Source organism: Enterococcus sp. 9E7_DIV0242 (assembly GCF_002140975.2).
Classification (GTDB): domain Bacteria; phylum Bacillota; class Bacilli; order Lactobacillales; family Enterococcaceae; genus Enterococcus_L; species Enterococcus_L clewellii.
The window spans coordinates 2,761,993-2,775,622 of the sequence record NZ_CP147247.1 but is presented as its reverse complement, the minus strand read 5'-3'; the positions used below and the strand labels follow the sequence as shown (position 1 = coordinate 2,775,622).

16 protein-coding genes and 1 pseudogene are annotated in these 13,630 nt (G+C 38.2%); 7 read left to right on the top strand and 10 right to left on the bottom strand.

Annotated elements, in window-relative coordinates; all coding sequences use genetic code 11:
* Positions 1-74 precede the first annotated feature (74 nt).
* The 7 genes and pseudogenes from A5888_RS13185 to A5888_RS13155 all read right to left on the bottom strand — a co-directional run.
* Positions 75-551, bottom strand: a pseudogene (locus A5888_RS13185) (DUF1071 domain-containing protein); the annotation flags it as partial.
* Complete coding sequence (locus tag A5888_RS13180; protein ID WP_086348504.1) at positions 544-801, bottom strand: hypothetical protein; 258 nt, start codon at positions 799-801, stop codon at positions 544-546. The gene A5888_RS13180 and the pseudogene A5888_RS13185, both read right to left, overlap by 8 nt.
* A gap of 57 nt (positions 802-858) precedes the next feature.
* Complete coding sequence (locus A5888_RS13175; protein WP_086348503.1) at positions 859-1,383, bottom strand: HNH endonuclease; 525 nt, start codon at positions 1,381-1,383, stop codon at positions 859-861.
* Between the two features lie 11 nt (positions 1,384-1,394).
* A complete protein-coding gene (locus tag A5888_RS13170) occupies positions 1,395-1,625 on the bottom strand; it encodes a hypothetical protein (protein ID WP_086348502.1) in 231 nt (76 codons plus the stop codon).
* A gap of 15 nt (positions 1,626-1,640) precedes the next feature.
* Entirely contained in the window at positions 1,641-1,778 is a 138-nt protein-coding gene (locus A5888_RS13165; protein WP_170924729.1) for a hypothetical protein, read from the bottom strand.
* A 32-nt stretch (positions 1,779-1,810) separates the two neighbouring features.
* A complete protein-coding gene (locus A5888_RS13160; RefSeq protein WP_086348501.1) occupies positions 1,811-2,101 on the bottom strand; it encodes a hypothetical protein in 291 nt (96 codons plus the stop codon).
* A complete protein-coding gene (locus A5888_RS13155; protein ID WP_086348500.1) occupies positions 2,098-2,292 on the bottom strand; it encodes a helix-turn-helix domain-containing protein in 195 nt (64 codons plus the stop codon). The genes A5888_RS13160 and A5888_RS13155 overlap by 4 nt, the downstream gene beginning before the upstream one ends.
* Before the next feature lie 303 nt (positions 2,293-2,595).
* Between A5888_RS13155 and A5888_RS13150 the strand changes: the two genes are divergently transcribed.
* From A5888_RS13150 to A5888_RS13135, 4 genes are all read left to right on the top strand, one after another.
* Positions 2,596-3,039: a helix-turn-helix domain-containing protein gene (locus A5888_RS13150; protein ID WP_422389725.1), complete on the top strand. Its 444-nt coding sequence runs from the start codon at positions 2,596-2,598 to the stop codon at positions 3,037-3,039.
* A 104-nt stretch (positions 3,040-3,143) separates the two neighbouring features.
* Positions 3,144-3,575: an ImmA/IrrE family metallo-endopeptidase gene (locus A5888_RS13145; RefSeq protein ID WP_086348498.1), complete on the top strand. Its 432-nt coding sequence runs from the start codon at positions 3,144-3,146 to the stop codon at positions 3,573-3,575.
* An 89-nt stretch (positions 3,576-3,664) separates the two neighbouring features.
* On the top strand, positions 3,665-4,273 hold the full coding sequence (locus A5888_RS13140) for a DUF5067 domain-containing protein (RefSeq protein WP_086348497.1): 609 nt from the start codon (positions 3,665-3,667) through the stop codon (positions 4,271-4,273).
* Between the two features lie 173 nt (positions 4,274-4,446).
* Positions 4,447-5,586, top strand: a complete 1,140-nt coding sequence (locus A5888_RS13135) for a site-specific integrase (RefSeq protein WP_086348908.1) — start codon at positions 4,447-4,449, stop codon at positions 5,584-5,586.
* Positions 5,587-5,672: 86 nt separating this feature from the next.
* Here A5888_RS13135 and A5888_RS13130 read toward each other — a convergent pair whose 3' ends face one another.
* Complete coding sequence (locus A5888_RS13130) at positions 5,673-7,352, bottom strand: patatin-like phospholipase family protein (protein ID WP_086348496.1); 1,680 nt, start codon at positions 7,350-7,352, stop codon at positions 5,673-5,675.
* A 353-nt stretch (positions 7,353-7,705) separates the two neighbouring features.
* Positions 7,706-8,575, bottom strand: a complete 870-nt coding sequence (locus A5888_RS13125) for a VOC family protein (protein ID WP_086348495.1) — start codon at positions 8,573-8,575, stop codon at positions 7,706-7,708.
* 254 nt (positions 8,576-8,829) lie between these two features.
* On the opposite strand from A5888_RS13125, the gene A5888_RS13120 reads away from it, so the two are divergent.
* A complete protein-coding gene (locus A5888_RS13120) occupies positions 8,830-9,249 on the top strand; it encodes a DUF3788 family protein (protein ID WP_086348494.1) in 420 nt (139 codons plus the stop codon).
* A 570-nt stretch (positions 9,250-9,819) separates the two neighbouring features.
* Positions 9,820-11,349 carry a DUF1958 domain-containing protein gene (locus tag A5888_RS13115; protein WP_086348493.1) on the top strand — a complete coding sequence of 510 codons (1,530 nt, stop codon included), beginning with the start codon at positions 9,820-9,822 and terminating at the stop codon, positions 11,347-11,349.
* A gap of 135 nt (positions 11,350-11,484) precedes the next feature.
* Here the strand turns inward: A5888_RS13115 and pgsA are convergent, their stop codons facing one another.
* Positions 11,485-12,063 carry a CDP-diacylglycerol--glycerol-3-phosphate 3-phosphatidyltransferase gene (gene pgsA / locus A5888_RS13110; RefSeq protein WP_086348492.1) on the bottom strand — a complete coding sequence of 193 codons (579 nt, stop codon included), beginning with the start codon at positions 12,061-12,063 and terminating at the stop codon, positions 11,485-11,487.
* A gap of 255 nt (positions 12,064-12,318) precedes the next feature.
* Here pgsA and A5888_RS13105 point away from each other — a divergent pair, with 255 nt between their 5' ends.
* Entirely contained in the window at positions 12,319-13,605 is a 1,287-nt protein-coding gene (locus tag A5888_RS13105) for an ISL3 family transposase (RefSeq protein WP_086348038.1), read from the top strand.
* The last annotated feature ends 25 nt before the right edge of the window (positions 13,606-13,630 follow it).

Sequence of the window (13,630 nt, the reverse complement as noted above, 5' to 3'; positions counted from 1 at the left end):
TGTGAGTTAGTAGTGGTCCCTTTTTCAACCATCGTTTCTATGAAAAGTGGCCCCTTTTTAAACTAGCATAAACAACCTAAACCAAACATAGCCAAGTTCTTTACAAGACAGCGCATGAGCGCTTTATTAATATCAAACATAGTTGCTGCTTCAACAGTTCTGTCTGTTTCCCCATTTTTCACTTTTTTCTTTTTCACAGGATCGTACTCCCAATTTGCAACTGTATATGTGTATTGGCTGTCTTTCATCGCTTTGTTGGCACTATCCATAACGGGCAACCACATTTCATGTGTCTGATTTTTAATAGTTACTTGCGTAAAAACCATATATCCTGTTTGTGGATCATATAGATATGGCATTTTTGTAATTTCGTCACGTTCAATTTTGTACGTTGCATCAGGGTATCTTTTGCATACTTCCGCCCATGCCCACGCCCAAGATAGATAAGTGAGGTTGTTTTTCTTTTCAACTACATTTTTTACATCAATCTGATAAAGCACATTAAAAATGTGGTTTTCTGCTACTTCAAATTCTTGTTTTTTCTCAGCCATTCGCATAGCCTCCATATCGTTCATAAACTTCTGAGCCGCTTCCAATCAAATCCATTGAGATATATTTCTCGTTTGTTGCTAGCTCTTCCAGAAAATCTTCCATTTCCCCGTCGGGGACAAAGGCGCGATGATCCGCTACTTCTCTTTTGCTTGCGTCGATCCTTCTGAATACGACATCAAAATAAATAGTCATATCATTCTTATAGATTTCTCTACCGTGATAGTCTTCTAGCACTTCTACTTCATACATGATTGATTTTTCCTTTCTATTCGTGATAGAATGGACGAAAGAATAATTGTCTATGTCTCAGACCTTGCTTGCCGGCGTGTCTGAGGCTTTTTCTTTTCTCCACTCACTCGCTATTTTTGATACTGTCCGTTTATTTACGCTAAATGCGGTCGCTATTGTTAGGTATGTGATTTCTGACAATGTAGTTAAGTACAAGATCGCATCTTTCTCTCTGTCAGATAGTTGTACATGAGTCCTAGCCTTCCTTAGCTGCATTCGTTTAGCGTGTTCCGCATTCTCCTTCGGAGTTACCCACTCAAGATTATCAAGGCAATTATTAAGCTTATTTCCATCTTTATGATTGACTTGGCTCTTCACTAAGTCGCTCCCAAGAAACGCCTCAGCTACAATACGATGGACCTGCTTCGTTTTTGTTTCTACTCCTATTTTGAGATTGATTATTTCGTAACCCCACTGATTTACACGAGTTTTTAATATCGTCGCTTTTGGAGTCAGTAATGATTTGATCCTGCCTTTTGATGAAACTTGATAGGAAAATCGTTCTTTTCCATCATGCTTCACATAGCGCCATTCTTCTTCCACATTTCATCCCTCTATTCTGTAATCAGTTGCAACGTTTCAATTGCTGACTCAATTTCTGAATATGCATCATCCAAATTTCCAGAAGCTTCCTCTGATTCTTCATATCGGAAAGATTCCTGCAGATTCTCAGGCATATTATCTCGATATTCTTCTTCCTCTTCTTGAATTTCTTCAAGGCGTTCAAGTAACTCTTGCATTTCATTCTGAATTTTTTCGATTTCTCTTTTTCTTCTCAAATTCATTTTTCTTTTTCCCTCCTAAATAACTGCGATCAAATTGCATATCAGCGATATGATCAACGCTAGTAATGATAAGTAACCGATAATCTGTAGTTTGATTACTGTGCGACGTATGTCCTTAACATGACCGATTGCTGCTAGTCCTCTTTTGTTCATGTGTTTCTCCCATCTCGCAGCGCCTATTCTGCTTATTTATTTGTTTGATACTTGCGCATAAATCGTTTGAGTTCTGCAATCTCATAAAACACGTTTCCACCCTCTATAGGTTCGCAACGTTTAAGCCCTAAAGCTTCATATTCACTTAACGTTTTTGCATCTATGCCATCATAAAATTTCAATGCGTTTTTTTGTTTGATGAACCCTGCTGGCGTAGTTTGTTGTTCTTTCATGCTCATGAATCGATTGAACAACTTTTCTACCAAATCCAGTAGCTTGTTTTCGAACCATCTAGAAAATACATTGCTGTCATTCTCGTTCATGTGTTTTCCTCCTTATCAAGTGTTTTTAAAACTGCTTTTATTGGCTCTATTTGTGGTGAAGCACTTCTTTTTCCGTTCATTATGTCCGACATGTACGGTCGAGAAATACCCAATTTCCCAGCTAACCAAGCAGGAGTTTTCCCGTGTTTTGCTAGACTAACCCGAACTTGAATAATAAAATCCTGTGACATTAATCACCCCTCCATTCCTGTTTTGAGATTTATGCTAATAAAGTTAGCTAATTATATTGACAATAATTATCCAATAGTATACTATTTATACATAGCTAAATAAGACAAAAAACAAGCCTGTATTATACATCCAGCAGTTTCCCGACTCTGAAAATGTTTAATTATATTGGTGTCTTTGTTGTCGCTTATTAGCTAACTCAATTAGCTTACGAGATAAATATAATACAACTGTATACTTTTGTCAACGATAAAATATCCAAAAATATACTTTTTGTTTTTTCGTACAGCGGAAAGGCTTGTATCATGCTATTTGACAGAGTAAAAGAACTAGCAAAAAAAAGAGATAAAAGTTTGAAAGATGTTGCTTTAGAACTTGGATTTAGTGAAAATGCGTTGTACAAATGGCAGTCGCAAAGTCCAAAAGCAGAAACATTACAAAAAGTAGCGGATTACTTTGACGTCTCAACCGATTATCTGTTAGGCCGTACCGATAAGAAGCACTATTATGATTTAACTGAAAAAGATGAAAGAGACCTCGAAAAAGAATTACAACAGATGATCGAGGATGTCGGTAGTAACGGTAAAGTTGCATTGTTCTCAAAAGATGATGGCGAACTTGATCCAGAAACACGTGAGCTTTTAATCGGTGCGTTAGAACAGGCATTAAGAATCACAAAGATTGAAGCGAAGAAACGATATACACCTAAAAAATATCGTGGAGAAAGTTATAAAGAAGATAAAGATTAAAATTTTTATCATTGCAATGTAATTGATAATTACATTTTTTCGGTGTAATATTAAAAAAGAGAACAAGCGTTCGTATCATTTACCCCGAAAAGGATGTCGATATCATGGAAATAGAATCGATTGATAAAATTATTGCTAACCTGTTACGTATTTATGAAACAAGAGACCCTTTTAAACTAGCTAAAGAGAAGAACGTCATTGTAATTGAAAAAGATTTAGGCGACATCTACGGCTTTTACACTCGGCTTCGCAATGTAAAAGTGATTTACATTAATTCTAAGCTTAGCTGGCAAGATAAGATACTTGCGTGCGCTCATGAATTAGGACACTCGGTTCTACATCCTGCAGCTAATACACCGCATTTATCAGCAGCATCAATCACATCAGAACTTAAGATAGAAAAAGAAGCTAATTATTTCGCAACACGATTAATTGTTGACGGATCACACGACGATCATGGCATAAACAACACTTACTCTATTTTAAACTATTATGGACTTCCTATTGAGTTTGAAAGGTTTTTGAAAAAAAGCTAACCAGTACCGTAAATACTGATTAGCCTATGCCTCATTTTCGTGAGACTTATTGTAAAAATATTATATCATAGAAATGAGGAAACTATAAAATGAAAAAGGTATATGGTTTAGGTTTACTATTTTCAAGTGTATTTTTACTTGCCGCTTGTGGTGGTGGCGATGAAGAAAAAGAATCTGCAACTTCTTCTAGTTCTTCAACAACACAAGTTAGTAAAAATTCGGAAGTTCAAGAAAGCAGCACAAAGCCTGCTGGTGATTTTGTCGCAACTGCTTCAGATTCTTTCTTTGATGGAACAATGCTTAGAGGGAACTCTTATTCTGTTCGAATTACTGATCATAGAGTTATCCAACCTGGTGAAGCTGGAAACGAGTATGGAGATAGTCCGGTATTAGCCTTTTGGTTCGATACTTTAGTTAATCCAGATTATGACAATTCTAATCCTGTTACTCCAAATAATGCATGGATTTTCAATTTTGAGGCTGTTCAGGACAATGATCCTAATATGGTAAACAAATTGAATGTCGCCTCTTTACCTGACAACCAGTTCTTAGATTCTCAAATGGCAGAAATTAAACCTGGCGGAACAGTTGCTAGTGCCGTTGCCTACACTTTAACTGATACAGAAACACCAGTAACACTGACTGCTAAAGATATGCTTGGCACCGAATATGGAAAAGCCGAATTTCCTGTAAAATAAAAAAACACACTACTCTCCCCTCTGACAAAAGATTGAGTAATGTGAAACAAAAAAACACGCCCATGATGGTGGGCTATTTCTTATACCCATTTTATCAAATTGAAGGGAGTGATGCAACGCTTATATATCCTAACATCTCGCAGCGCCTAACTGACGATGAAAGGAAAATAAAAATGGCGACATTCAAACAATATGAACTTAAAAACGGCACTAAAAAATGGTTATTTAAAACATACCTCGGTACAGACGAAGTGACAGGAAAGCAATTGCAGACAACTAGAAGAAACTTCAACACGAGAAAAGAGGCTGTGCTTGCTGAAAAGCGGCTACAGTATGATGTGATTGAAAACGGATTTAATAAAAAGAAAATTGTTACTTTTGGAGAGTTGTACAATCTTTGGTTGGATCAATACCGACTAAGCGTAAAACCTTCAACAGTTGCAGCAGCAAATAATCACGCCAAAAGACAGATTTTACCTATTTTTAAAGACATTAAACTTAACAAGCTGAGTGTTTCTTTTTGTCAAACAACAGTCAATGAATGGCAATCGAAGTACAAGTCTTATGGCTACCTTAGATTGTTAGTAAATCAAGTGTTGAAATATGGCGTTTCTCTTGAACTAATTGAATCAAATCCGATGGGTAAAACTACTCTTCCAAGAAAGAAAGAATCAGAAAAGAAGATAAATTATTATTCTAAAGAAGAACTTCAAAACTTTTTATTAACTGCAAAAAAATTATCAGATCAAAAAATTTTTATTTTTTTTCGATTAATTGCTTATACCGGTATGCGAAAAAGTGAGGCATTAGCATTGCAATGGAAAGATATTAATTTTGATAAGCAGCTACTCACTATTGGAAAAACACTTTCTGTAGATGAACATGCAAAAGTAATCGTACAGACACCTAAAACAGCTACCTCAGCACGAACAATAAGTTTGGATGACGGAACGGTACAGATTTTAAGAGAATGGCGCAGAGAGCAAAAGAAGCGGTATTTCGTCCATGGTCGTAACACTTCAAATATCGACCAGTTCATTTTCACTACTGCAGACAACAAGATTTTTACCCCATCAATAACACAATGGTGGATAGAAAGCGTGTACAAGAGAACTGATTTAAGAAAAATAACGGTTCACGGATTCCGACACACTCATTGTTCATTACTCTTTGAAAGTGGAGCATCACTACAAGAGGTTCAAGAACGATTAGGACATAGAGATATTAAAACAACCATGAATATCTACACCCATGTAACTGAAAAAACCATCAAAAGAACCGGTGATGTTTTTGCAAACTACATGGAAAGTTAAATGCTTCAAGGTCAATTTCAAGGTCAAAAATAAAAAGCAGGTAACAAGAGGGCTAAAAACACCGCTCTATCAGTGCTTTAGCCCTCTTAATACCATTCTCCTTCTTGTATAAACTCTTTCATTAACACCTGCAAGGTAATTATCGGCAGTTGCTCTAGCAACCCCTTAAGCCGCTTTTTCTTCTCTTCTAGATCAACAACTAAAAGCTGCTTAACCAGCTGAAGCTGTCGCTTCTCTGACAATAGGAAAAAATCATCATAATATTTTCCAAGCCATTCCTGAACCGAAATCATTCCTGCAAAGGTGTCTTCTTGCTTATCTGTTTGGTCAGCCAAAAGCTGCACAAATTCAGAAAATGTGTAGAGCTGATCTGGTGGAACTACAGTAGATTTTCCTAGCAGCTCCAATAAAGCCAGACTGATATTTTCTTCATACACCCTGTCTTTATAATATTTACGCAATTTCTGATAGAATCTTTTCCGTTCTTCTCTATTTTTCCATAAAGACAGCTGATAGTTCTTTTTGAGATACTGAAAAAACTGCCGCTGGAACTCTTTGATACTAGATAATGGTTCATCAAAAGTGTACCAATAGCCGCTGTATTTTTCCAGTGCTTTCATCATTTCCAAATAGCCCAGCTTGATGTTAACGATCGAACGTGCACCATCAAACAGTAACACCGTTCCTAACGACCATGGTGTTTTTAACGAAATACAGCTTTGTCCTTCTGGAAGGATAGTATGCTTTGTTATCCCCGGCCCTTTAACATCCACGATGATGCACTCTGTCGCCCCATTCGCTAGTGCTGCATCCACAGGAATGTTGTTTCGATACCCGCCGTCAACGTAGTATTTCCCCTCGATTTGCGCCGCTGCCATCGCTGGAAAAAAAGAAGCGGAGGCCAATAACCATTGCTTCCACTGGTCATTTTTACAACGATTAAAATGAATGACTCTCTCAGTTACTCCCGGAAGCTCTGTGGTTACCAGATAAAATTGCTGCGTTGCTTGCTCCAGCTTTGTCTGTGAAAAGGTATCATCAAGTAATTGCTGTAACGGTTTCGTTGAAACACCTTTGGATTGGATGGCTGCCACCGTGAAGGACGCCATCTGTCGTAACAGCTCAGGCAATGTGTTCTGCGTATTATCTTTCATAGGAAAAGAAAGAATTTGTCTGGTTTCGATTTTCTCCCACATTTCTTTGGCTCGCTCAAAATCATCTTGTACAATCAAAGCCCCATTCAACGCACCCACGGAAGTTCCTGTAATAATTTGAATAGGTATTCCAACCTCTTTTAGTGCCTGCCAAACACCGATTTGATACGCTCCTCTAGCTCCACCGCCACCTAACACCAATGCTGTATTATAATGAAGCTTCTTACAAGCAGTAGTGTTAGAAAGTTGATAACCTTGCTGAATCAATCGCCTGCTTTCGACTTCGCTCAATGGCCTAGGAAATTGTAAGCAGGCTTCCGATGCAAATACTCTTTTATAGATCAACTCGATCCCATCAAACAATGTCTGCCAGGTACCCATAAACGTCTCAACCGCCAATATATTCAAGATTTGTTTCTCTTTTAGCGTCATAAAAAATAGCGGCTGATTTTTCTTCACTGCTACATAAACCTCTGATTCTTCTTTCAGTTGTATAAGCAGTGCATTTTGTGCCTCTGAATGGGTTTCATAGAATGGTAGAACCAATCGACTTTTTTGAATGAACGGAAAAAAATCATAGTAGTCTGATGGCTGCAGCTTTAGCAATTTCATGTGTCTCACTCTCCTTACTGATGTCATTCTTTTCTAAGCCTAGCCATTGTGCCAATTTTTTCGCTTGAGGCATACTTACTATTCTTCTCTTGATAAATTTTGTCAATTTTTGTTTAGAAGACAACTAAAAAGACTGTTTATTTGGATAGTATCTATAGCTATTTTCATTATAATTCTAAACGTTGGATTCCCTTTGATCTTTTCTGGTACGCTTTAGTTTTTACTCATTATAACAAGAAATATGCAGCTTTTCATTTTTCAGCAGCCTTAATTCTGACAAATAGAAAAAGACACTGGCATCTCTTTCTGCCAATGTCTTCAATCAAAAATCAACTACTACGTACTTAAGATAGTTATTGTTCTGTTTCAATCTTTACAGTCAGTCCGTTAGGGTCCAATAATACGATAGAATGGTCCGTTGTTTGCATAATTTCTACGCCTTCTCTCTCAATATTCTTCTTTAGTTCAGTTAATGCGGCTTGATTGGGTACAAGCAAGGTAAAGAAATCCAAGCCTAAATCCCGATCATCGGGTGCAGGGATATTTTTCCCCGTCCAGACATTGGTCCCGATATGATGGTGATAATCACCGGCAGCGAAAAAGCTGGCTTGATCGCCAAAGTGGTCCTTCAGGCCTAAGCCCAATACCGCTTGGTAAAACTGCTCTGTTTTCAAAAGGTCACTGACTGACAAATGGACATGACCAACAACTGTCCCAGCAGGAAACTTATCCGTCTGTTCGTCCCGGCTTGCCAAAACCCCCTCTACATCCATTTCAACAGTGATGCCAGAAATTCGGCCATCATCCTGAATATTCCATTCACTTCTTGGTTTATCTCGGTAAATCTCGATCCCATTTCCCTCTGGGTCTTCCAAATAGATTGCTTCGCTATACCCATGATTTGATGCACCGATAATCGCAGCTTCTTTTTTCAGCAAAGAAAAAAGCGTATTACCCAAATCCTTACGTGTCGGCAAAAGAAAGGCTGTATGATATAGACCTGTCTTTCTTTTTCTGATAGCTGGCGTTGCGATTTTTCTCAAAAACAACAATTCTGTTCCTGTTTCTTTGTTTCCCAACACTGCCTGCTCTTGAGTGGCTGTGAGTACCTCCAACCCAATTATATTTGTATAAAAATCAACTTGTTTATCTAAATTTGCTACTTTTAGGCCTACCGCCCCAGTATGAGCTGCCTGATTAATAGAAAATGTCTGTGTCTTCATTCGATGTCACTCCTTGCTTGTTTGCTATCTTTACTATATCACTTACTTTTAGTAAGTGAAAGATTTTTGCTTGGCTTGCTGATTTCCTGAAAAAATATTGAACATCGTTAAGCAACACGATACAATCAAAGAGAACGCGTTATCTAATCAAAACACTTATTATTCATTTTTTGAATGAGAAATGACAAGAGTGAGTCCAATCCTGCTATCCATTCCCCAAACCCAACAATTATTGCTTACAAGGAGGACCGCAAATGACAATCAGTTATTTCTGCAACAAAGAGCAGCAACCTGAAGTTAGCGAGCTACCGGAAGTATTAGGTGACACCTTTTCTTTATGGGAAAAAACGGACCACACACTAAAAGCTTTATGTCCGGAAACGACAGGCTATTGGAAATTCCCAACAAAAAAAGCTGGTTGGACTTGGATTGATGCGCATAAAAAGAGGGTTCTGCTTTATAGACAACCCTGTGATAAGCATTTTCGAGCAACCATCGTTTTAGGAGAAACAGCGATCAATATGCTCTTAAACAATGAGTCCATAACGGCAGATTTAAAGCAGAGAGTCGAAGCAACAACCGCTTATACAGAAGGGCGCAGCATTCTGATTGAAGTAAGAACAGAGCAGGATTTAGATGAGTTGATTTTTCTTTTACCTTATAAGTTAAGCTAAAGCATGACAGCAAAATAACTGAGAGAAGGCTGCACTTAATTAGCGCCTTTTCTCAGTTATTGCTGCTTTTTATATTTTATCCTCCGAAAAAGCGACAGCTTTTTCTTTCCCCTGCTGCCCTAGTATTTAATGAAAAAGCAAAATAGCCATCCAGACTAAAAAAATCTCATATAAAAATGAAAAAAACATCCCTCTTTCACTCATTTTCCGATAGAATAGATATGTATATTCGTAAAAAGAAAAACTATCTACAAAATGCTCGACTCCATTTTCTAGTGGATTGGGTGACTATAACCAATCAATTTTGCTCAGATAAAATAAATAACAGTATCCAATTTCTAAAAATTCCCAAAACGACTGGTTATATCAGGTAGATATGAACTATAATGAGATAGTCTATGCATTGACTGATGAGCAGGAAGCAGCCTTGTGCGTTGTTTTTGATGAAGAAAATCGATGCGCACATCCAGAGAAGTATCTGGAAACTAGAGACACTTCCGAACATTCAATAGTATCGGTGAAAATAGCCCGATGACCAATAGTTTAAATTCTATCTAAAAAGGAGTAACTATGCTGAACAAAAACATTCAACGTTTCCTACTACATAGCGTATTATTTTCATTAACTGCTGCTCTTTTCGTTCCGTTTTCTTCCGGTTTTGCTGAAGAAGGAATTTCTACAACAATTTCTGAATCAACCAATGAATCACAGGAAACCGTGCTCCCTCAAACACCAGAGGATATCATGACACTAGCAAGAAATGCCGGCTATACAGTAGAGGAGGCCTATCGTCCCGCTGCTACAATCGTAATTGAAGCCAACTCTGGGCAAGTCATTTGGGAGGATCAAGCGGACCAAGCTTGGTATCCGGCAAGCATTGCCAAGATGATGACAGTTTATCTATTGTTTGATGCTATCAATGAAGGAAAGCTGGCTTTAGATACGCCCGTCATAGCAACTGCTGATGATGAGGCAATTTCCCAAATTTATGAGCTTAGCAATTCGCCAATCGTTGCCGGTGTTACTTACCCTGTTGCTGATTTGCTTTATATGACGACACTTGCTTCATCTAATGCTGCAACCGTCATGTTGGCAAACTTAGTATCTAACAACGATGCTGCTGCCTTCATTGGCATGATGAATAGCAAAGCAGCTCAGCTTGGCATGACCAAAACAACTTTCTACAATCCAAGTGGGGCTGCTGCCAGCGCCTTCAATGGGCATTATGCACCTGCGGGGATTGATCCTGAAGCGGACAATGTCTCAACGGCAAGAGATTTGGCGTTGATGTTCTATCACCTACTAAAAGATCACCCTGATGTGCTGGAGTATACAAATAAATTTCAAGTTACTGTAATGGAAAATACGGAATATGCCACTGTTTTGGAAAATTCAAATCAATCAATTCCCGGAGCTGCCTTTGGCTATGAGGGAGAAGATGGCTTAAAAACAGGGGCCAGTCCGGAGGGAGCTTATAGTTATGCTGCTACCGCGCAACATGGCGATTTCCGACTGATCGAAGTTGTTTTAGGTGTCGGTACTTGGGATGATGGCGGGGGAGAGAGTCAGCGCCATGTTTTCGGAAATGCCTTGTTTGATTACGGTTTTACTAATTTTGAATACAAGAAGCTGTTAGATGCTGGTACTCAGACGATCAATGATAAAGAAATTGATTTAAAACAGGAGTTCTATGGACTGCTACAGAAGGGAACTCAGCCGGAATATATTCTGTCAGATAATCAGCAATTGATTCTATCCAATCAGTTAAATCAGGTTTCGACCAGTATTCCTTCTCCAAGCGTCAAGTATCAAATAGTAGAAAAAGAGGAAATAAAAGAAAAGATATTAGCAAAAACAGCAACTTCATTTCTGGATAACGTCAAACTGGCTTGGAAAGAATACACCATTGCTGCCGTAGCATTCACTCTTTCTATCATTTTGATCATATTCACCAGAATAAGCAGCATCAAACCAGCACGTTCAAGAAGAGGAGCCGCTACCAAAAGGAATCTGGCCTTCATCCTTAGCGTAATCTTTTTATTGACCGCTGTTGCGGTGATATCTGCAACCTTTATCTTAGGTCCCTGGCTGCCATCTTAAGAGTTAAATCAGAAAGTAGGCTGCTTCATACTGTAATAGAAAAAGCGTCTAGGACAAAACAAGGTCCTAGACGCTTCTTGTGTTTGAAACTGAAAAAAAGATTGACGCTTAAACACATCTATTCAACGTTTTTTCCTACATTGATCCTTTGAATACTTCTGCATTCTTGGCAAAATAATCTACACCAGAGTAGATTGTAAAGACTAAACAGGCATATAGCATGATATCTGCCATAGGTAGCCCCATCAGGTTAAATGGAATATTATTGATCAAAAGCAAGATGATTGCGATCATCTGTGTTGCTGTTTTGACTTTCCCCGGCCAAGCCGCTGCCATTACTTCTCCACCTTCAACAAGCAACAGACGAAGTCCGGTAACTGCCAGTTCACGACAGACAATAATTGCTACTACCCAAGCAGGTGTCTTGCCTTGTCCAACCAACATGATAAAAGCTGTCATTACTAGCATTTTATCCGCCAATGGATCAGCAAATTTCCCAAAGTTCGTTACAAGGCCTCGTGCACGGGCAATCTTTCCATCTAACCAGTCAGTAATACTGGCTACTGCAAAAATAATAGCACCCACCAATTGTGTGATTTCAAGCCCTGCATCTCCCACAGTAATTGTTCCCCAATCCATAGGTACGCTAACAACTATGATAAAAATCGGGATCATCAAAATTCTAAGTACAGTCAATTTATTTGGTAAATTCAACTTTCATTCCTCACTTTCCTATCCTATTTTACGTTATTCAACATACACTGTCACGATAAACCCTTCAAAAACAAAAAAACTTATGTGTTGAAAAATGACTACATCAAAAAACGGTTCTATAATATATTGTGTTGGTGGAAAATCCTTAAGGAAAATCTACCAACACTTTTTAAGTGTTTAAACACCAAAAAGGAACAACAAACTGATAAAATGAAATCGACCAAAATCACAAATCATCAGAAAGGTTGTTCCTCTATGGATAAGAATACCAGATTATTGCTTGGACTAACAGATAAACATCTCTCCTTTGGAGAGGATTGGCTTGAATACAGACACCTAAAAGGGGTTGAAGCTCAGGTCATCAAAGCAACACTTACGTATATACCTACACATTGCAAAAACTGTGGGATAAAAAATCAAGGGCAGATCATCAAAAATGGTTACCATCGGACACACACTCAATTACCTGCATTTAATGGTCGTCTGACTTTATTGGAACTGAGACGTTCGCGCTTTCGTTGTCATGAGTGTCACTCAACTTTTCACGCTCAGACAGAGTTAGTTGAAGAACACCATCATTTATCAAAGCAACTCTGTCTCCAAATCATACTTGATTTAAAGAAAAATGTTTCTAGGAAAGAGATTGCCCAAAAACATTTCGTTTCAGACGTGACGGTTCTTCGCTTAATGGAGGAGCTAGCTGCTTCTTATTCTCCAAATTGGCGATTTCTTCCAAAGATTTTATGTATTGATGAATTCCAATCAATGAAATCTTGCGAAGGGGCCATGAGTTTTATTTGTGTTAATGGAGAAACCAACAAGATTCTTGAAGTACTTGAAGACCGTCGACTGACGCACTTAACCCGACACTTTATGCGATACACAAAAGAAGCCCGAGAAAACGTAAAGTACCTAGTCATGGACATGAATGCGAGCTATGATCAATTACTCAAGTCCGTGTTTCCAAATGCCCAACTCGTTACTGACCGATTTCACATTGTCCAACAAATGAATCGAGCATTAAATCAACTACGGATAAAGACAATGAATGCCTTTCGGCATTCCTCACCACAAGAACAGAAGCAATACCGTCGACTCAAACGGTATTGGAAGTTACTTCTAAAAGATTCAGTTGAATTGGATAGTCAACATCGTCCCTATCATTCACTATTCAAACGTCCATTAACTCAGACAGACATTGTCGATGAATTACTTAGCTACGATTCAACCTTGCGTATTGCTTACGATACCATTCAGTTTCTTAAATATGCCTTTACTCATCGCGAAGCTAAGCGTTTCTTTGAAGAACTTGATACACTAGATCCCCGACTGCCTTTCTGGTTCAAAAAGAAGTTGAGATTCTTCAAGAAGCACAAGCAAGGAATTACCAATGCGTTCAGTTTTTCTTTTTCTAATGGGATTACAGAAGGGTTGAATAACAAGATTAAGGTAATCAAACGGATTGCTTATGGCTACCGTAATTTCTATCATTTTCGTTCTCGTATTTATATTATTCAAGGTCTTGTTTTTTCTCAAGATTAAAAGGAGGCTCACAACCAATATCTCT

What these genes read in the sequence shown, in the direction of transcription:
- A5888_RS13135 (WP_086348908.1), top strand. Translation starts at nt 4,447, where the DNA reads ATGGCGACATTCAAACAATATGAACTTAAAAACGGCACTAAAAAATGG.
- A5888_RS13140 (WP_086348497.1), top strand. Translation starts at nt 3,665, where the DNA reads ATGAAAAAGGTATATGGTTTAGGTTTACTATTTTCAAGTGTATTTTTA.
- A5888_RS13150 (WP_422389725.1), top strand. Translation starts at nt 2,596, where the DNA reads ATGCTATTTGACAGAGTAAAAGAACTAGCAAAAAAAAGAGATAAAAGT.
- A5888_RS13145 (WP_086348498.1), top strand. Translation starts at nt 3,144, where the DNA reads ATGGAAATAGAATCGATTGATAAAATTATTGCTAACCTGTTACGTATT.
- A5888_RS13180 (WP_086348504.1), bottom strand. Translation starts at nt 801, where the DNA reads ATGTATGAAGTAGAAGTGCTAGAAGACTATCACGGTAGAGAAATCTAT.
- A5888_RS13160 (WP_086348501.1), bottom strand. Translation starts at nt 2,101, where the DNA reads ATGAACGAGAATGACAGCAATGTATTTTCTAGATGGTTCGAAAACAAG.
- A5888_RS13170 (WP_086348502.1), bottom strand. Translation starts at nt 1,625, where the DNA reads ATGAATTTGAGAAGAAAAAGAGAAATCGAAAAAATTCAGAATGAAATG.
- A5888_RS13130 (WP_086348496.1), bottom strand. Translation starts at nt 7,352, where the DNA reads ATGAAATTGCTAAAGCTGCAGCCATCAGACTACTATGATTTTTTTCCG.
- A5888_RS13155 (WP_086348500.1), bottom strand. Translation starts at nt 2,292, where the DNA reads ATGTCACAGGATTTTATTATTCAAGTTCGGGTTAGTCTAGCAAAACAC.
- A5888_RS13115 (WP_086348493.1), top strand. Translation starts at nt 9,820, where the DNA reads ATGCTGAACAAAAACATTCAACGTTTCCTACTACATAGCGTATTATTT.
- A5888_RS13120 (WP_086348494.1), top strand. Translation starts at nt 8,830, where the DNA reads ATGACAATCAGTTATTTCTGCAACAAAGAGCAGCAACCTGAAGTTAGC.
- A5888_RS13105 (WP_086348038.1), top strand. Translation starts at nt 12,319, where the DNA reads ATGGATAAGAATACCAGATTATTGCTTGGACTAACAGATAAACATCTC.
- A5888_RS13125 (WP_086348495.1), bottom strand. Translation starts at nt 8,575, where the DNA reads ATGAAGACACAGACATTTTCTATTAATCAGGCAGCTCATACTGGGGCG.
- A5888_RS13165 (WP_170924729.1), bottom strand. Translation starts at nt 1,778, where the DNA reads ATGAACAAAAGAGGACTAGCAGCAATCGGTCATGTTAAGGACATACGT.